We start from the raw sequence: 18,735 nt of genomic DNA on the forward strand, positions 1-18,735 counted from the left end.
AGTTGCAAATTACTATTTTTAGCTGAATATTTTTCTTGTAATTTTAACCTTTTATTATCGAGTTTCCAATAGCACAATCCAAACAGCGATTGTTATCACAATAGTTGTTTTTAAGTTGGAGCAACGCCTGACTTTCCAGAGCATTTTTAGAGACTGGCAATATTTGATTAAATTTTCCAATAATTGAATTCTCCTCGGTTGGTAACACAGAAGCCAATAGTAATAAGTCTTCAGAAATAGTTTTACCTAAATGTACAGCATAGCAAAACTTTAATGGAATGACTGTATTGATCAATATCAAGTCAATAAACTTTTTTGTCAATCTTTTTTTTCGTTTTGCCGAAGAAAGGTCAAAATTATAATGCGTATCCCAATACGTACTTGTTGATATATCAAACAATGTATATAGTTGATCTATTGTTGTTGCTGAAATGATTTCGGAGAACAGGTTTTGCTTTGTGTGATACAATACCGAAAGTTGTGACAACCGGATGGTTGGAAAATTGGGAGGGCGTAATCTGAAAAATTTTGGACTCACAACAGCACTATTATCTAATCCAAACTTATATTTTATAAAAGCATATGTTCTTTGAAGTTTTATAAAATAATGATCTTCTTTATCGTTATCCAACATGCCGGCCTGCCCAAAAAGTACAGCCTCCAGCTCCAACGAATTATGACTAATTTTCCTTACAACAGAAAAGTCTAAGGATTTTGCGATACTTAAAAAGGCATCTCCATTTACTTTCAATCCAAAATTTTTGGACAACATTCTAAAGAGTATCGCTTCCCAATGGTTATTTGTAGTGCTTAATTCCTGTAAAATAGCTTCAGACTTTTGCTCCAGTCTTTCCACATACAATCGTTCTATCCAGTTATTCAGTATAAAAGAGTCAATCTTAGGAAGATCATTTTCGCAATTGATCCATGAATGTTTTTTTGAGAATAGATTTTTATACGCTTCAAGCGAGGCTTTGTTAACTATTTCCTTTAACTGAAGAGCAGGAATAGGTGAATTATCTTTCCTGTAGACTTCAGCATCATGTTCCCAGACAACATGCAGGATAACATTATCATAACTGCAATCTTTTTCATGATGATGTTCATACCAATGGGAAGACCTTATATGTATCTCTACATTACCCGCCCATAATTGATTATCAATAGAAAGTTGTGCATTAAAAAAATCCGGTCCGGAATTTAAGTTGTGTTGTCCGGGGTTTATAATTTCGATAAACTCTCCTTGAATTGTAGTTAACTTTCGCGCATCAAATTTTTGAAACTTCCACACATAGTGCAGGAAATCTTCTTTCATTTTTCGAATAATTTGAAGGGAGTTCAGTTCAGAAAACGGTTAAAAATAAAAAATCCTGCTCAATAAGCAGGATTTAATTTTACAGATTTTAAAAAGTCTAATCTGTATAGCCCATTTTTTTCATCCATTCTTCGTTAAACATTTTACCAACATAACGACTTCCGTGGTCATGAAAAAGGACCACCACCACATCATCTTTTGTAAAATGCTCTTTAAGTTGCAATACTCCTTTCATGGCAGCTCCGGCAGAATTACCCAGGAACATACCTTCTTCCTTTGCCAATCGTTGCGTATAAATGGCGGCGTCTTTATCTGTAACCTTTGTAAACCCTTCAATAAGGCTAAAATCTACATTCTCTGGTAGGATGTCTTCGCCTATTCCTTCAGTAACATAGGGATAGATCTCTTTTTCATCAAATACGCCTGTTTCATGGTATTTCTTAAAAACCGAGCCATAGGTATCTATTCCCCATATTTTTATTTCAGGATTTTGTTCTTTTAAATATTTACCTACCCCGGACACGGTACCGCCTGTTCCTACACCTACTACAAAATGGGTGACCTTACCATTGGTTTGTTTCCAGATTTCAGGGCCGGTACTCTCATAATGTGCTTTGGCATTGCTTGGATTGTCATATTGATTTACGTACCAGGAATTAGGAGTTTCTTGGCCCAAGCGTTTGGATACAGAATAATAGGACCTGGGATCATCCGGTTCTACATCGGTTGGGCATACAACAACTTCTGCCCCCACTGCTTTTAGAATGTCCATCTTTTCCTTAGACTGTTTATCGGAGATCACAAAAATACATTTATAACCTTTCACGATAGCTGCCAGTGCCAGGCCCATCCCTGTATTACCACTGGTTCCTTCAATAATAGTTCCACCGGGTTGTAATCTTCCGTCTGCTTCGGCATCTTCGATCATTTTCAAAGCCATGCGGTCCTTTGTAGAATTTCCCGGGTTAAATGTTTCGTATTTTGCGAGTACCAAAGCCGGAATTTCTTCGGCTAATTTGTTGATTTTCACCAATGGTGTATTACCAATAGTCTCTAAGATATTTTTTGCGTATTCCATTCTATTTTTTTAGCGAGGCAAAGGTACAAAAGCCCTTTGACTTAAGCCACCTAATTATTCAAATCGAATAGCTCTAACAGGAGAAATCTTGGCTATTATATAGGAAGGGAGTAAAAGCATTAATAAACAAAGTATAAATGTCCCTGCATTCAGAGCTAAAATATAGCTGATATCCAGATAAACAGGAGCCTCGGTAACATAATACGTATTTGGGTTCAATGGAAATAATTTAAGCTGTTGCTGTAGTACCAATAAGCCAATTCCTATTACATTTCCCCAAAACAACCCAACACCAATCAGATACATAGCATTGTAAATGAACACTTTACGCACACTCCAATCACTACTTCCCAATGCTTTAAGAATTCCGATCATTTGAGTGCGCTCAAGTATTAATACCAATAAAGCCGTGATCATATTGATACCAGCCACCAAGATCATGATTCCAATAATAAGTGCAATATTGAAATCAAAAAGATCCAGCCATTCAAAAATGGAATTGTATTTATCACGAATGGTCTGTGTATCGAGTGTGCTTGAAGTTTCATTATAAACTGCATTACCTATTGGAACAATCTCGTCAAAGTCGTTTATAAAAATTTCAAAGGAACCTATTTGGTCTTCTTTCCATTTATTAAGACGCTGAATGTGCCGAATGTCTGCTATTAAAAATTGTTCATCGAATTGCTGAAATCCACTGCTATAGATCCCGGCAATAGTGAAACCGAGACTTCGGGGTGCTTTGGAACTATCATCATTTAAAAAAAAAGTAACTATTCTATCTCCTAATTTTAATTGTAATCTATTGGCCAGAAAAGAAGAAATTAGAATATCTGAGTTGAGATCTGATGTAAAGTCCGGTAACTTGCCTTCTACCAGAAAATCTTCAAAATACTGCCAGTTATAGTCCTCCCCTACACCTTTTACAACTACACCTTCAAAATCTGTTTCGGTACGGATCACACCACCTTTTAAGGCTGTCACCTGTATGTGTTTGATTCCTTCAACAGTTGTAAATTCCGGATAAAAATCCTGGTTTTTTGATATAGGAATCTGCGAATCGTTAGAGAAATTGGTGTCGAAATTGGTAATAATGATATCGCCGTTAAAAGCAGAGACTTTTTCATGTATCTTTTTCTGAAGCCCAACTCCTGTGGCAATGGATATTAACATCATAATAATCCCCAAGGCAATAGCGGTAATGGCAATTTTTATTATTGGTGCCGAAATACTACTTTTATAATCCTTGGCTGCAATGATGCGCCGGGCGATGAAAAATTCGAAATTCACTGGTTACTATATGCGATTATCTTTTTTCAAAAATACATTTTTCTTATGGGTTCTGGTTTGTTTTTCCTGTGGAAGTCAGAACAAAGAAACTAACGCTGTAGCTTCCGAAGAAATTGTGACACATGATACAGTAAAAGCAAAAGACCCTGTTCAAAAAGGAATTATAACCGGCGCGAATCAAATTTCTAAGTATTATGCACTTTTAGAGAACAAAAAAATAGGGGTTGTAGCGAATCAAACTTCGATCATTGTAGATACACTACACGCTCCAAATAAAAACTCCAATTATCCAACCGGAGGTTATAGGTTAACACATAAGCACTTGGTGGATGTACTTTTGGGATTCCAGTTTTCAATTAAAAAAGTTTTCGCCCCGGAGCATGGTTTTAGAGGTACCGCCGATGCCGGAGAAGTAGTGAAAGATGGTATTGATACCAAAACCGGCTTGCCAATTATTTCTCTTTACGGAAAGAACAAAAAGCCTTCTCCTCAACAACTCGAAGGGATCGATATAATGGTATTCGATATTCAAGATGTAGGTGCACGTTTTTATACTTACATTTCCACACTCCATTATGTTATGGAAGCTTGTGCCGAAGCCAATATCCCTCTTATTATTCTGGATCGTCCAAATCCTAACGGACATTATATTGACGGCCCTCTACTTGAACCGGAGCACAAGAGCTTTGTAGGGATGCATCCTGTACCGGTAGTTCATGGCATGACCATTGGTGAATATGCGCAAATGATCAATGGCGAAGGTTGGTTGGCTAACAAGCTAAACTGTGATATTACAGTAATCAAAATGCAAAATTACTCCCATGAGATGGCCTATTCGTTACCTGTAAAACCCTCTCCTAACCTTCCCAATGATATAGCTATTAATCTATACCCCAGCTTGTGCTTTTTTGAAGGAACCATAGTGAGTGCAGGACGCGGAACAGATATGCAGTTTCAGATTTTTGGTGCTCCTGCTTTACCTGCTGCGTATTTTCCATTTACGTTCACCCCACAATCCAATGAAGGAGCTAAATATCCTAAGTTTAAAGGAGAACAATGCAATGGTATAGATCTTCGCGAAGCTAAAAAACTTAATAAGATAAATCTGGAATGGTTGATCGAAGCCTATGTAGGCTACGGAAAAGAATCTGGTTTTTTTAATGATTTCTTTACCAAACTTGCAGGAACTAAAAAGCTACAGGAACAAATAGAACAAGGTTATACCTATCGGGAAATCAGGGCAACATGGCTTCAGGATCTGGAAAGATATGATGAAATGCGTGAGAAATATTTATTGTATCCTAAAAATTAAAGCAATTGTCTTTTCATCTCTTCCACAATATTAAATGCTGCAGGGCAAATCGCAACATTCTTCAAAGTTAGGTTTGATATCTGCTGAAATTTCTTTCTATCTGTATGTGGAAATTCACGACAGGCTTTTGGACGCACCTCATAAATACTACAATAATTATCATCTCCTAAAAAAGTACAGGGGACACTTTGCAACACATAATCATTATCTTCGTCTACACGTAAATAGTTTTCAATAAACTGCTGTTGCTTTATCTTAAAATGCTTCGATATTCGCTCCACGTCTCTGTCTGTAAATAAAGGGCCTGTTGTTTTACAGCAATTAGCACATCTAAGGCAGTCGGTACGTTCAAATTCGGCCTCATGTAATTCTAGCATTAGCGAATCGAGTTGTTTTGGTGGTTTTTTCTTCAGCTTGATGAAGAACTTTTTGTTCTCGTTATGTGTATCTTTGGCTCGCTGAGGGAGATTTTGCAGGGTTTCCTCCATATTTCAAAAATACGTAAATGAAAGATATCATTGGCAATGCATTGTTAGATTATTTCCACGGAAATTATACCGAGGACATCATCACCGAAACCAATATAAGTGAAGAAGACACCTTGTCTTTGCCTTATATGTTCCGAAGCTTTGCTGAAATGCCTGAATTGGAACAAAAAGCATTACAATTGGCCAGAGGAAAGGTGCTTGATATAGGTTGTGGTGCCGGAAGCCATGCATTATATCTTCAGGAAAAAGGCTTACAAATCACAGCCGTCGATATTTCCAAAGGAGCGGTAGAAGTATCCAGGCTTCGAGGGATAAAGGATGTAAGATGTATAGACTTCTTCGAATTAAAAGATGAAAAATTTGACACCATTTTATTGTTGATGAACGGTTCTGGACTCTTTCAGAAAATTTCAAAAGTCGCACAATATCTTCAGCATTTAAAAACATTACTAACTCCCACAGGACAAATACTTATTGATTCCAGTGACCTAAAATATATGTATAATGAAGGAGATAATGGTGGTATCTGGATTCCCGGGGATCGCTATTACGGAGAGCTTGAATTTATTATAAAGTACAAACAAGAAACCAGTGAACCTTTTGATTGTTTATACCTGGGCGAGCAAATTTTTGAACAAGCCTGCCTATCAAATAATTTATCCTTTGAAGTACTGGAACGAGGAAAAAACTACGATTACTTAGCAAGAATTAGTGCTGTGTAGAATATCCGGCTTTAACAAGTACGCTCATTTTTTCAGAAAAAAGGTCACGGCTCCAGTGTCCTGAGATTTCTGCAATATCTTCGGAAAGTACATCACGCTTTTCTTCGATCTTTTTTCCAATATCACTATTGAAGAAAGTAGCAATTTTTTCATTTTCTTCAGAAGAAAGGCCCCCAGACCTTAATACCATTTTTTGAGCTGCTTCGGTTTTATAGAATTTTGTCATACTCGCAATTTCTTCGCGGGTGAAATGTTTTCGGTACGCAAAAGTTAAAAATGCAATGATCTCATTTATGCTTTTTTCTTTTCCCTGATGTAAATCCGCCCAGAATTCTTCAGGCACATTTGCCGAAGCAAACTGTTTTTTAAGCACATTAAACATCTCGTCATACGCTCCGTCATATTGTTGAGGGGTGCCATTAATATTGAGATAATCTATGATATCTTGCTGAAAGGAATCAACTTGTGCAGAGACAGAAAAACAAATTGTTAAAAAGAGCGTTAAAAACAAGTATCGTATTTTCATATGTTCAAAATTTTCTATTATTGCAGAATGTTGTACCAGTAGCAATAAGTCTGCCAAAAATACAAAAATAAGAAATGAAGCACCCCTGTATTAAACTGTTAATCATTCTATTCATTTTTATAAGTTTTACTGCTTGTAAAAATGATGATGAGGCCACTCCGGCAAATAATTTTAAAACTGAAAACCGAAAGGAATTGGGAGTTTCTGCTGAAGATTTATTGTCTAATGATATTTATACAAATTTAACGGTAGAATTTGTATTTGCTTCTACTTACAGGCCTACAAATGCTACGATCACAAACTTTAGAAATTTTTTGAACGAAAGGATCAATAAGTCCGGTAGTATTACTTTTATTGAAAACGTAATTGATTCTCCTAACGGAGCTCCTTTTAGTATAGATGAAATAAAGGATATTGAAGATGAAAACAGGACAAAGTATACAGACGGTGACAATATTGCGGTGTTTGTTTTCTTCTCAAACGGCTCTTCTTCAAACGATACAGATACTACAGTGACTCTTGGGACTGCGTATCAAAACACGTCTATAGTTGTATATGAAAAAACAATAAAAGACTTTGTTATATCCAATCCTAATGTAGACCTTACCATTCTGGAAACAACTACTTTACAACATGAGTTTGGACATATTTTGGGGTTAGTAAATATCCAAAACGACGATATCCATACGGACCATGAAGACCCTGCACATCTAAAGCACTGTGTTGTAGAAGATTGTTTAATGTTTTTTGAAAGTAGTAATCGAAATCAGGTTGAAACGAGAATGAGAAGTTTAATCCAGGTTCCTGCACTGGATCCTCTTTGCATTGCTGACCTGCAAGCAAAAGGAGGTAAATAATAGTTATACATCTTTATAAATAACTATTCTCTGCTAAATACCTTTTTACCATTTATAAATGTTGCCTTTACCTTTACATTGGGTATACTATCCACAGGGATTTTCATAATATCTTTTTCCAAAACGATAAAATCTGCAAACTTACCTACTTCGATACTTCCTTTTTCATTCTCTTCAAAATTGGAATATGCTGCCCAAATAGTCATTCCTTTTAAAGTTTCTTCTCTGGATAATGCTTCTTCCATACGATAGCCTCCTTCGGGATAATTCTTTAAATCTTTTCGGGCTACCGCTGCATAAAATGTATGCATTGGGTTTACTTTTTCCACAGGAAAATCAGTTCCCAATATAATGATACCAGCTTTATCCAGTAATGTTTTATAGGCATAAGCACCTCTAATTCTTTCGCTTCCAACCCGATCTTCCGCCCAATACATATCACTGGTGGCATGTGTAGGCTGGACTGATGGAATTATATTTTTTGAAAACAGACCAATATCTGAAAGTGTTACCACCTGAGCATGTTCTACTTTCCAACGTGCATCGGTCTTGTTTTTTAAAGCTTCTTGATAAGCTCTTAATATTGAAACATTTGCAGAATCCCCAATTGCATGCGTGTTCATTTGATATCCGGCAGCGGCAATTCTTTCTGCTAAAGATCTCATTTCTTCCATAGGTGTGATCATGGCGCCAAAATGTTCCGGTTTATCGCTATAAGGTTTTCGCATAGCAGCACCACGTGAACCCAAAGCACCATCGCCATATACTTTTACAGATCGTACATTCAAACGGTCTGTCTTTACAATACCTTTATTTAAAAAATAGGTTAGGTCTTCTTCTGTATTACTCACCATAGCGTACACTCGCAATGACATTTCTCCGGTATTTTGAAGGCTATCTATTGCTTCAATGATCTGTTTATTTAAACCTGCTTCATTTACCGTTGTAAGTCCTAATTCCAAGCATATCTTTTCAGCATCTTTTAAAGCCTGAGCAATATATTGAGAGGTCATTTCCGGAAATGTATTTCGCACCAAATTCATAGGGGTATCTACCAAAATACCTGTTAATTTTCCGTCTTCTAGTATCACTTCACCTCCTGCCACTTTTGTTTTCGAAGTAATTCCTGCTAGTTCCAAAGCGGTAGAGTTTACTATCATCGCATGACCATCTATACGGGTCAATGCAACCGGAGTATCAGGGAATAACGAATCTAATTTTATATTGTCAGGAAATTCTTTATGTTCCCAATCATTCTGGTCCCAACCTCGCCCAATGATATAATCTACATTCTTTTCCTTCTGAAAGGCAACAACAAGCTTCAATACCTCATCAAAGCTTTTAGTATCTACCAGATCTACATTTTGAAGCTTTTTCCCTAAATTAAATAAATGAGCATGCGCGTCTATTAAGCCCGGAAGAATAGTTCTTCCCTCTGCATCATAGGTTTCAGTAATATTATATTTTAACTCTAATTCGGGTTTCTTACCAATTTCAAGGATTTTTCCATCTTTAACCACAAAAGCTTTTGCAGTGTCAAAAGTGTCATTAACCGTATAAATGTTTGCATTCTTTACCAATAGGTCTGCAGGGATCTTATCCGGAGCACATGAAATTAAAAAAACGAAGAAAAGAAAGAGGGTTGGTTTCATTTGGAATGGTTTCAGTAAAAGTAAAAAAAAAGAAAAAATTAATTCTTAATAAGCGGAGTTCGTTTTAAAAAACTAAAATTTAGTGCTATTACCCATAGCAATATCACTGCAAATGTTATTTTTTGAATTATTGGCAGATAATACAGGTAATTTTCAGAATAATAGATATAGTTATTCACACCCAGTAAAACAATGCATAAAATCGCAGTGTACATAAATCCCCTAAGTTTGTATTTATATAAACTTATCAAAATTCCCGCAAGAGTAAATAGGCCTGAAAGGCTTGACAATGTAGTCATAATATCATGGTACTCAGTTGAAATGGACGCTGCTAACAGCATTGATAAAATACCACTAATTTGTATGATCCGATCCCAAATTCTATTTAAAGAATAATACTTAGGAAACATATAAAAGAACAATGCCAGACTTCCGCATAGAAATCCCATACCGGCTATTGCAATAGGTCGCGCCGGATTAATTTCTCTATTAATAGCTTGTTCATATAATAAATTACACCAGTAATTATCAGCCCAGCTAAAGCCTATGGAATTTGGATTAAATTGAGAACCTCCGGGATACATAGAAGCTGCAATAAAAAATAAACCCACAAAAAGAAGAATTCCAAATGTGGGTAGTAATCGAATCATTTTGATATATTTTACCAATCAAATTTATAGGTGGCACCCAGCAGGCCCTGAATACCCAACACAGGATAATTATACCACTTCTGATAGTCATCGCTTAATAAATTACTTCCTTTGGCAAAGACAGACAAGCGGTCGTTCACTTTATAACCTAAATGTAAATTGGCATCTATATAGCCATCCAAAGTGACCTCTGTTGGAAAAGGATCTGTTAGAGGGCTAAAAGCAACCACCTGGTCTTTACGCTCTCCCACATAAAACAATGAGACACCTCCGTAAAGTTGTTTGGTAATGTCGAAATTCGAAAATACGGTTGCTTTTAGATCCGGAAGATTCCAGGGCTGGGCTTGATTAGTAGTATCATAACTAAAATACTCCCCGTTGATCCCCAATGAAAATTTATCTGAAACCTCAACTTTCAATTCCCCGAATATGGATAGTGTATTGATGTCATCATAGACCACCTGAAACGAGTTACCATGCTGATAATCTTCTGTTGGTGCTACATCGTTCAAAGGGTTTATTTGGAATAATGCTCTGTTCTCTGTTTTTCCGTAAGATCCGCGAATATTATATCCCACCGAGTTAGAGAGTTTTCCTTTTAAACCTCCAAAAGCATCGTATAAATTATTGGAAGGCATTATATAAAGCGTTGGCGAAACATAAGGATTTTCTTCCTTAAAACTGAAATAGGTGTTTTGATTGACGCCGCCGTCTGCACCACCATACACGATCAATAATTCATCTACCAAACGATACGATACATTAATACGTGGATAGATAGAAATTTCGCTCTCACTGTTTTCCATGTCCATGCTTGCATAAGCTGCAACTCCAAGTGATAGTGTCAAGTCGTTATTTACATAAACCAACGATGGAGCTACACCTACATTTAGAAAACTATAATTTATAGGCATCTCGGCAAAATAATTTCTGTCGAAACTTCCGGTAAGGTAATCCACGTCTCCATCTACTTTTAATGTGAAATCGGTTACCGGAAATGAGAACTCCGGTTGTGCGGTGATATTGAATTCTGAAGAGGAATATGCATCTCCCAGATATTGAATCTTAGCTGCTATTCCTTCAAAAAAAGAATCATCCAATACCAAACTTCCGCCTACATAACCACTAAAATATGTCTGTTGTGCATCTATTCCGGCTATGAATTCGTCTGAAGCACTGGCGAAACTTTCAGGTAATCCGTACCAGTTAAACAATTGATGTTTGATACCCGCGTCCAATCGGTAAGAAATATCACGTTGTCTACTTGTATAATTACCATCTAAACTTGTGTCGTAATATTTATCTTCCAGGCGAATGTCGTCAATTCCTCCCTGTGATGAATTATGTCTAAAAAAGAATCCTGCATTATCTGTACGGCTAATTTCAAAATTACTGTACAATTCTCCCAGAATACTTGTATAATTTCCAAAACCAAGTGTTGCATAATTATCATACAGTTTTATAGGTTTTGCTTTTTCAACAGTAGCAGCCTTCCCCTTAGCAGGAGTAAATGTGGAAGCAACCGGTACCGAAAAAATAGAGTATAATACCTCTTTTTTCTGAGTCGTTACCGAATCATTTAAGACCGGTGTTTCTTTTACTTTAAAAGCATCAGAGATAGTAGGTGTGTAAGGTTTTACAATATTTACAACTTCCGTTCCCAGATCATCTTCATCCTGAGCAAAGCTTGTGACTGTAAATAAAACAAATACTAAAATAGTAAGTGAGACTATACGTTTGTATGACATATGTTTAGGTATGTTATTATTGAAATGGGCTTAATTTCCATCTGTTTCTACAGATGAGTTTGTTTTAGATTCTGCTGATTTGATTACTGCTAATTCTGCTTTGGCCTCTTCAACCACATCCGGGTACTCTGTGAAATTTTTAATCACACTTTCCAAAATATAAGTGGCCTGGTAGGCATCTTCCAGTGCATAGAAATTTTTGGCCATCAACACCAATCCTTTAGCTCCATAATATTTGTAGCCACTGTAATCTTTCGCCAGTTTTTGTACCGATATATTTGAAGCTTCGTGATTTCCTTCCTTATTTTTAAAATATGCATCATAATATAATGCTTCTGCAGCCAATTGCCCGGTGGCTATTTTTGCAACTTCGGCATAAGCTGTTTTTGCTTTCTCTTCGTTTCCGGTCTTTATGGCTGACCGTGCAATGATGATTTGTGCATCACTTTTAATGGTATTGTCAATTTTTGAATTCTGAAGTACTTTCTCTGCATAGTCAACTGCTTCAGCATATTCTTTTAACTCATAGCTTGCCTTCATACTGTTGGTTTGCGCAAAGACGATATTCTGTGGAAAATCAGCTTCTGTTTCCAGACGTTTCAGATACTTTAACGCATTTTGATAGTCTTTCTTAGCTAAATGCAATTCTGAAATACGCGCTAAAGCCTGCTCGGTAAATTCGCTGCGTTCTTTGTTAACTACAAAAGCATAATGTGGAATGGCTTTTTCCGAAGCATTTTCTGCAAAATACAATTGTCCCAAATAAAAATGTGCCTGAAGTGCATATTGTCCGTTTGGAAATTGTTTTAAGTAGTCTTCAAAACGTGTAATGGCTTGTTTTGGTTTATTTTCCAGATACGGTTGTTCTGCAGCCTGATAGGTTGCATCGTCTAACTCTGCATCTTCAATCTCTACAAAATCTAATGTATTTACCCATGTAGCATATTCGTCTACTTTACCTTGGTCTATGTAAATGATCTTTGCTGAAGCTACTGCTTGTAATGCTTCCGGTGTAGAAGGAAAATCGTTCGCAACTCTTCTAAAAATACTTAAAGCCTCACTGCTTTTTCCAGTATTGTCATAGATCAACGCTTTCTTTAGAAGTGTACGTGAAACATAACTGCTATTGGGAAGTTGTCTGATCAATTTATCATAGGTGGCAATAGCATCATTTGTCCTGTCTTGTGCCACGTAGGTATTTCCCAACTCATAAAGGGCATCATCGCGATACACAGATTTGGGATATTTACCAGCAAATGCATTTAAGTCATCTATCTTATTTTGCGTGCGGTTTACAAAACCATAACTAATCGCCTTTTGAAATGCTGCATAGTCTTCATCCGGTGTTCCTGATTCAATAGCGGCATTATAGTTTTCCATTGCCGGCCAGTATTGACTGCTTACAAAATAGCTATCTCCCAGTCTCAAAAAAGCATCTTTTTTCCGGGCACCATCTGCCGAAGAAGATGCTACGTATAGTTTAAAATTGTTAATGGCTTCGGAATAATTTTTTAATTTGAAATAGTTATATGCCAGATTGTAGCTACTGTTTTCCATTTCGGCTGTAGCAGAAGCACCCGGTAATTGTAAAAATTGCCTGTACCCGATCAAAGCTTCATCAAAATTTGAAAGCTGGTAATCGCTTTCTGCTTTCCAATAGGTAGCTCTGGCAGTAAATGACTGATCGCGAGGTTCTTTTAATGACTTATCAAAGTAATTGATGGCATCACTGTATTTGCCTTCATTATACAATTCGATACCCCGATAAAAAGCTACTTTCTGATAGGCCAGTTTGTTTTCAAATGACTTGTTATTTTCCAGCAATTCGATAGCTGCTTTATAGTTTTTTGAAGTGATATATGAATCGATCAACAGATCCTTTAACTCTTCATTGTTTTTATTTTTGGGATAGGCTTCTATAAAAGAAAGAATTACCTGTGGTGTACTTTTGTAACTATTCCCGATCTCGTAACTGAGCTTTGCATAATTCAACCAGGCATCTTCTTGTATTTCGGCAGAGAAATCCATTTCGGAAGCATTTTTAAAGGCATTTAAAGCTTGTTGCTTTTGGTCTGATTTCAAATACGATTCTGCCAAATGATAGTATGCATTTTGTGCTACTGCATTTCTACCATCTATAATTTTATTGAACTCATTAATAGCATTTTGGTACTCACCTTGTTTGTAGTACGCATAACCTAAAAGGTAATAATCCGTATTGTTCCATTTACCTCGTTTGCCTTTATAATCTTTTAGATACGGAATGGCTTCGGCATATTTTCCCAGGTTAAAATAACTTTCGCCAATGATCTTTGAAAGCTCACTTTTCTCTTTTGGGTTAGAGTTGTCATACTGCTCTTTACCCATATCGATCGCCTTTTGGAAATTTCCAAGCTTAAAGTTCATATCTGCCTGATAGTAGGACAATCCTTCAGCATAGCGTTCTTCATCTTTTACTTCTTCAAAGAGCTCGTTAGCCTCTTCGTAATCATCCCCTTCATACGCTATAAAACCTAAATAGTACTTTGCCTGGGAACCATATTTTTCTGAAGTACTAACCCTGTTAAAGTATTTTTTTGCTTCGTTATAGCGTTTATTCTTAAAATATGCGTAGCCGTTATTGAAATTAAATCGGTCTCTTTCGCTACGCGGAATACTTCCTTCATCTACTTTATCATACCATTTACGTGCATGGGAGTACTTTCCGTTTTCAAAATAGTAATTTGCCACATTAACATAGGCATCATTACGTTTAATACTTGTTGGATATTCAGTCACAAATTCTTCAACCAGAGCATCTGCGTCCTGTTGGTTGAGACGTACAGCACAATTCGCTATATAATATGCACAATCCCCTTTTATGGTTTCATCTTTGACTTCATTTTTCACCGAAGCAAATAGGCTTTGGGCTGCCAGGAACTGGTTGTTGTTATACAACTCCAATGCTTTATTATAATCAACAAGGTCGTTCGTAAAAACAGCCGTTTGTTGCGAAATTGAGGAAACAGAAATAAGTAGGAAAAGGGTAAATGCTACGAGGTTTTTAAACATTTTTATCACGTTTTATTGCTAGTATAAAGATACATCTTAAGCTTAAAGACTGAAGGTTAAAGATTGAAGTTTTTAACATTTAAATAAACAATTATAGTAGCTCTTCAAATTGATACCTGCTTGAATTTATATTTTCTAAGGACTTCATACTTCGCACTTCCAACTTTGTTAATAACGCAACAAATCCTGTATAATTATGTTTTGTTGTAGGAGTTTTTCTATGAATAAAAAAAGCTTCGGAAAAAATACTGTACTTTTAAAGCGATATCATTTTATTAAAATCCAAATAATGAAAAAAATTCTTGTTATTGGCCTGATCTTGCTTTCTGCCACTACATTTGCACAAAGAAAGAAGTTTAAAAATATGACCGAAAAAGATGGTAAAATAGGAATTGGGACCGAAAGACCTGATGAATTGCTTACTGTTAAGGGAAAGATCCATACTCAGGAAGTATTGGTTGACCTCAACGGTGCCGTAGCGCCGGATTATGTCTTTGAAAGTTATTTTGAAGGGGGCTCTTCCCTAAAACCTGAGTATACTTTACTTTCTTTACAAGAAATTGCTGTTTTTATAGAAGAGCATCATCATTTGCCGGATATTCCTTCAGCAGCAACACTGGAAAAAGAAGGCCTCTCTTTAAAAGAAATGAATCTTTTGTTGCTTCAGAAAATAGAGGAATTAACGATCTATACTTTAGAGCAACAAAAAAGAATTGAGGCTTTAGAAGAAAAACAAGATAACGTAGAAATTATAAAAAATAATTAAGATCGTGGTATTGAGTTGTAGTTTGCAGTAATTCAATTTACCTTTGAAACTCCATAAATTGAGTTATTAAAAATTTTAATTCCGAACTTCATGTCCAAACCCGTATTATTTTTAAAAAATGCTTCTATTTTTCAACGGGAAAATCTTATTCTGTCAGATGTTTCAGTTACTGTTGAAAAAGGGGAATTTGTTTATCTTATTGGTAAAACCGGTACCGGGAAAAGTAGTTTTATGAAAACCCTCTATGGTGATCTACCGCTTCAAAAAGGAGAAGGTGAAATAGTGGGTTATGATTTGCCCAGTCTTAAAGAAAAAGATATTCCTTTTTTAAGAAGAAAATTGGGGGTTGTCTTTCAGGATTTTAAGTTATTGAATGATCGTACCGTACATAACAATCTGTTATTCGTACTAACGGCTACCGGATGGAATGATAAAACCACAATGAAGAATAAGATCAATGAGGTTTTAGATAAAGTAGGGATGAAAACCAAGAGTTTTAAATACCCTTATCAACTTTCGGGTGGAGAACAACAACGGGTTGCCATTGCACGTGCATTATTAAATGATCCCGAATTGATTTTAGCAGATGAACCTACCGGAAATCTGGACCCACAAACAAGTGTGGAAGTAATGGAAGTGCTTCAGGAAATTAATAAAAATGGAAACACCATCTTAATGGCAACACATGATTATGCTTTATTACTGAAGTATCCATCAAAGACACTTAAATGTGATGAAAATCAAATTTTTGAAGTAGTTCAAAAGACCGTTTAAGAAAATCCTTTAAGGACCTTCAAGAATAGAGGGGTCCCGTAAATCTAAATCGCATTCTTTTTTTAACATAGGATCAATCTTAAGAAGAATTCTACCATTCTCATTAGGCTTTAAGATTGTATTTTCACCAATGATAATTTGATTTTTTGCCGTAAGGTCTAAAGTAGCTTCTTCTGTAAACTTTTGGTTTTTAAAATACACTTTTTTAGAATGTGATGTTAATTTAAAATCCCATCTGGAAAATTGCTGATCTTGAATATAAACGGTTTCAGTTTCATTAAAATTATCAAATACCATTTTGACAGCTCTCCCTGTATTAAGACTGCCTGCTCCATATAATCCTTTATATTTATTATTAGCTTTTATATGGTCAATATTCCCTGAAGTAAATTTTAAAATGGTTTCAACTTCATCAACGGGAAGACATGGATATAATGAGAACATGAGACCAATGGTCCCTGAAACAAGAGGAGTGGCAGGAGATGTTGCTTCAAAACCTATATACAATTCTTCATTTTTTAGTGCATATTGAGAGTATCTGAATAACCCTGCGGAAGGGGCCAAAATATCTACTTCTTTGTTAAGTGTTGTTACAGACACTCCAAATATGTGGGGAGGATTTGTCAGATCATTATTTTTAAATCCCATCGTCCTACCAACATACCCTCTTATATTTTCGGCATAGAGAATTCCTTTTTCGGTTTTTTTAATATTGTCTTCAACATTTTCGTGTTTGTACATGACTGTAGAGACAGAAATGACGTGTTTATATGAAGCAGGATAAAAGACCTTTTCTCCTTTTGTAACTGTAAAATCTATATTTCCAGCTGCTGCAACCAATATAGTTCCGTTCTCAAACATTTCATCCACAGCAGCTTGAGCAGTTTCATAATATCTTGACCCGACCCAGCTACAGTTAATCACTTTTACACCTGCTCTTGATAATTCTAGAAGCTGCGCTAAATTTCTAAAATCACCATATCCGGTAGTATAAATATTACAATCATAACATACTCCGGGAACACCATATCCATTATTTCCTTGTCCGGCAGCAAAGGAGGCTACTCCTATTCCATGTCCACTGGAGAATGTAGATTTTTTAAATACTTTTACCTTACCCTTAAATTCTATGTTCGTTGTATCTACGGTAGCATCTGAAATACCAATGATCACTTTTGGGGACCCTGTTGTATAGTACCATGCCTTCGGTGTATCTAAAAAATCCAGATAATCTAAATTTACCTGTAATCCTTTATTCTCACCTATTGTACTAGTTAATCCATAATCATTAGGCTCAAAAATCTTTTTATCTTCTTCTGCTATAATTTCCCCAAATTCAAAGAGATGACTCACATTTTTGAGTATATCCGCTAATAAATTTTCGCTATTGGCGACAACAAAGAATGTTTTTTTTAAATTCTCCTTTTTTGCTTTTTTATAGGTTTTTTTAAAGGTTAAAATTTGATATCTGTTCAAAACAGCTTTTAATTTTATGTCATCTCCTTGATATTTGAGATGATCGTCAACCAAAAGAAAATCAGGATTAAACATTGAATCCTTAGCTCTTAGATAAAACCAGGAACTTTCCTGAGAAAACAATGCGGTGGCTTGAAGGATCATTAGTATACAAAAAAGACATAAACGAGTCATAACAAAAAGTTTCTTATATGGGCTCTGACAAATTAATTTCTAAGGTACTTCTTTTTTAAATACTATATCAGTTGGACATTATATTGTAATTTAGCAGCATGTACAAAACGGTGAAGAAAATTGTATTTGCCTTGATGCCAAAAAAAATATTGATCAGGCATGAATTGCTGTTAAGATCCATATTTTCATTCAAATATAAAGGAACAAGACACAAATGTGCCATTTGCAACCACAATCTAAAAAAGTTCATTGAATTGGAAGACAGAGATCTGCTTTGCCCCTTTTGCGGTAGCCGGGCACGAACCAGAAGATTGTTCACTTATTTGCAAGAAAATAATTTATTGAAGGGGAAGATACTCCACTTTTCGCCTTCAAGAAGTCTTTACAGGGTACTTAAAAAAATTAATGAGATCAACTACATTAGTACAGATTTTGAAGATCAATTTATTGCCGATCATCGTTATGATATTGCCAATATTGATTGTGAAGAAAGTACTTTTGACCTTGTGATTTGTTACCATATCTTAGAGCATATTGAGGAAGATGGAAAAGCAATAAGAGAATTACATCGTGTACTAAAACCAAATGGTATATGTCTTATTCAAACACCTTTTAAAAAAGGAGATATTTATGAAGACAGGACCATAACATCCAGAGAAGAGAGGCTTAAAGAGTTTGGGCAAGAAGATCATGTGAGGATTTATTCAATACAAGGATTGATTGGACGTTTAGAGAACAACAACTTTGATAACATTACAGAGTTATTCTTTGAAGATGATCCATATTTAGGTTTTGAAAAAGAAACCGTAATTGAGGTCAAGAAATAAATTCTATGTTGTTTGTTAAAAAAAAATCC

General features: G+C 35.8%; 16 protein-coding genes. 6 read left to right on the top strand and 10 right to left on the bottom strand.

All coding sequences use genetic code 11. The annotated features are described in order from the left end of the window. Positions 1 to 43: 43 nt before the first annotated feature. The 3 genes from ACY2RT_RS10155 to ACY2RT_RS10165 form a co-directional block, all read right to left on the bottom strand. Positions 44 to 1,315 (bottom strand): DUF2851 family protein, encoded by a 1,272-nt coding sequence (locus ACY2RT_RS10155; RefSeq protein ID WP_490155802.1) that lies wholly within the window; start codon positions 1,313 to 1,315, stop codon positions 44 to 46. A gap of 97 nt (positions 1,316 to 1,412) precedes the next feature. Further along, positions 1,413 to 2,393, bottom strand: a complete 981-nt coding sequence (locus ACY2RT_RS10160) for a PLP-dependent cysteine synthase family protein (protein WP_490155803.1) — start codon at positions 2,391 to 2,393, stop codon at positions 1,413 to 1,415. Positions 2,394 to 2,447: 54 nt separating this feature from the next. Next, positions 2,448 to 3,683, bottom strand: a complete 1,236-nt coding sequence (locus ACY2RT_RS10165; protein ID WP_490155804.1) for an ABC transporter permease — start codon at positions 3,681 to 3,683, stop codon at positions 2,448 to 2,450. A 10-nt stretch (positions 3,684 to 3,693) separates the two neighbouring features. On the opposite strand from ACY2RT_RS10165, the gene ACY2RT_RS10170 reads away from it, so the two are divergent. Then, positions 3,694 to 4,995 (top strand): exo-beta-N-acetylmuramidase NamZ family protein, encoded by a 1,302-nt coding sequence (locus ACY2RT_RS10170; protein WP_490155805.1) that lies wholly within the window; start codon positions 3,694 to 3,696, stop codon positions 4,993 to 4,995. Here ACY2RT_RS10170 and ACY2RT_RS10175 read toward each other — a convergent pair. Beyond that, the gene (locus tag ACY2RT_RS10175) at positions 4,992 to 5,483 is read right to left on the bottom strand and encodes a YkgJ family cysteine cluster protein (RefSeq protein ID WP_490155806.1); all 492 of its coding nucleotides are present in this window, start codon (positions 5,481 to 5,483) and stop codon (positions 4,992 to 4,994) included. The two genes, ACY2RT_RS10170 and ACY2RT_RS10175, sit on opposite strands and share 4 nt — an antisense overlap. 17 nt (positions 5,484 to 5,500) lie before the next feature. Here ACY2RT_RS10175 and ACY2RT_RS10180 point away from each other — a divergent pair, with 17 nt between their 5' ends. Next, positions 5,501 to 6,205 carry a class I SAM-dependent methyltransferase gene (locus ACY2RT_RS10180; RefSeq protein ID WP_490155807.1) on the top strand — a complete coding sequence of 235 codons (705 nt, stop codon included), beginning with the start codon at positions 5,501 to 5,503 and terminating at the stop codon, positions 6,203 to 6,205. On the opposite strand, the gene ACY2RT_RS10185 is transcribed toward ACY2RT_RS10180, so the two are convergent. Continuing rightward, positions 6,192 to 6,731 (bottom strand): DUF2059 domain-containing protein, encoded by a 540-nt coding sequence (locus tag ACY2RT_RS10185; RefSeq protein WP_490155808.1) that lies wholly within the window; start codon positions 6,729 to 6,731, stop codon positions 6,192 to 6,194. The genes ACY2RT_RS10180 and ACY2RT_RS10185 overlap by 14 nt on opposite strands. Positions 6,732 to 6,805: 74 nt before the next feature. On the opposite strand from ACY2RT_RS10185, the gene ACY2RT_RS10190 reads away from it, so the two are divergent. Then, positions 6,806 to 7,588, top strand: a complete 783-nt coding sequence (locus ACY2RT_RS10190; RefSeq protein ID WP_490155809.1) for a membrane metalloprotease — start codon at positions 6,806 to 6,808, stop codon at positions 7,586 to 7,588. A 23-nt stretch (positions 7,589 to 7,611) separates the two neighbouring features. On the opposite strand, the gene ACY2RT_RS10195 is transcribed toward ACY2RT_RS10190, so the two are convergent. Genes ACY2RT_RS10195 through ACY2RT_RS10210 form a run of 4 tightly spaced genes read right to left on the bottom strand, consistent with a single transcriptional unit; the run spans position 7,612 to position 14,689 of the window. Continuing rightward, positions 7,612 to 9,240: an amidohydrolase gene (locus tag ACY2RT_RS10195; protein ID WP_490155810.1), complete on the bottom strand. Its 1,629-nt coding sequence runs from the start codon at positions 9,238 to 9,240 to the stop codon at positions 7,612 to 7,614. Positions 9,241 to 9,278: 38 nt separating this feature from the next. Then, positions 9,279 to 9,890 (bottom strand): hypothetical protein, encoded by a 612-nt coding sequence (locus tag ACY2RT_RS10200; RefSeq protein WP_490155811.1) that lies wholly within the window; start codon positions 9,888 to 9,890, stop codon positions 9,279 to 9,281. An 11-nt stretch (positions 9,891 to 9,901) separates the two neighbouring features. Next, positions 9,902 to 11,638 carry a TonB-dependent receptor gene (locus ACY2RT_RS10205; RefSeq protein WP_490155812.1) on the bottom strand — a complete coding sequence of 579 codons (1,737 nt, stop codon included), beginning with the start codon at positions 11,636 to 11,638 and terminating at the stop codon, positions 9,902 to 9,904. Positions 11,639 to 11,668: 30 nt separating this feature from the next. Next, positions 11,669 to 14,689: a tetratricopeptide repeat protein gene (locus tag ACY2RT_RS10210; RefSeq protein ID WP_490155813.1), complete on the bottom strand. Its 3,021-nt coding sequence runs from the start codon at positions 14,687 to 14,689 to the stop codon at positions 11,669 to 11,671. Between the two features lie 289 nt (positions 14,690 to 14,978). Here ACY2RT_RS10210 and ACY2RT_RS10215 point away from each other — a divergent pair, with 289 nt between their 5' ends. Then, a complete protein-coding gene (locus ACY2RT_RS10215; RefSeq protein ID WP_490155814.1) occupies positions 14,979 to 15,455 on the top strand; it encodes a hypothetical protein in 477 nt (158 codons plus the stop codon). A 90-nt stretch (positions 15,456 to 15,545) separates the two neighbouring features. Continuing rightward, the gene (locus tag ACY2RT_RS10220) at positions 15,546 to 16,229 is read left to right on the top strand and encodes a cell division ATP-binding protein FtsE (protein ID WP_490155815.1); all 684 of its coding nucleotides are present in this window, start codon (positions 15,546 to 15,548) and stop codon (positions 16,227 to 16,229) included. A 9-nt stretch (positions 16,230 to 16,238) separates the two neighbouring features. Here the strand turns inward: ACY2RT_RS10220 and ACY2RT_RS10225 are convergent, their stop codons facing one another. Then, complete coding sequence (locus ACY2RT_RS10225; protein ID WP_490155816.1) at positions 16,239 to 17,879, bottom strand: S8 family peptidase; 1,641 nt, start codon at positions 17,877 to 17,879, stop codon at positions 16,239 to 16,241. A 110-nt stretch (positions 17,880 to 17,989) separates the two neighbouring features. Between ACY2RT_RS10225 and ACY2RT_RS10230 the strand changes: the two genes are divergently transcribed. After that, a complete protein-coding gene (locus tag ACY2RT_RS10230; RefSeq protein WP_490155817.1) occupies positions 17,990 to 18,706 on the top strand; it encodes a class I SAM-dependent methyltransferase in 717 nt (238 codons plus the stop codon). Positions 18,707 to 18,735 lie beyond the last annotated feature (29 nt).

Source organism: Ulvibacter sp. 2210JD10-4, assembly GCF_058148525.1.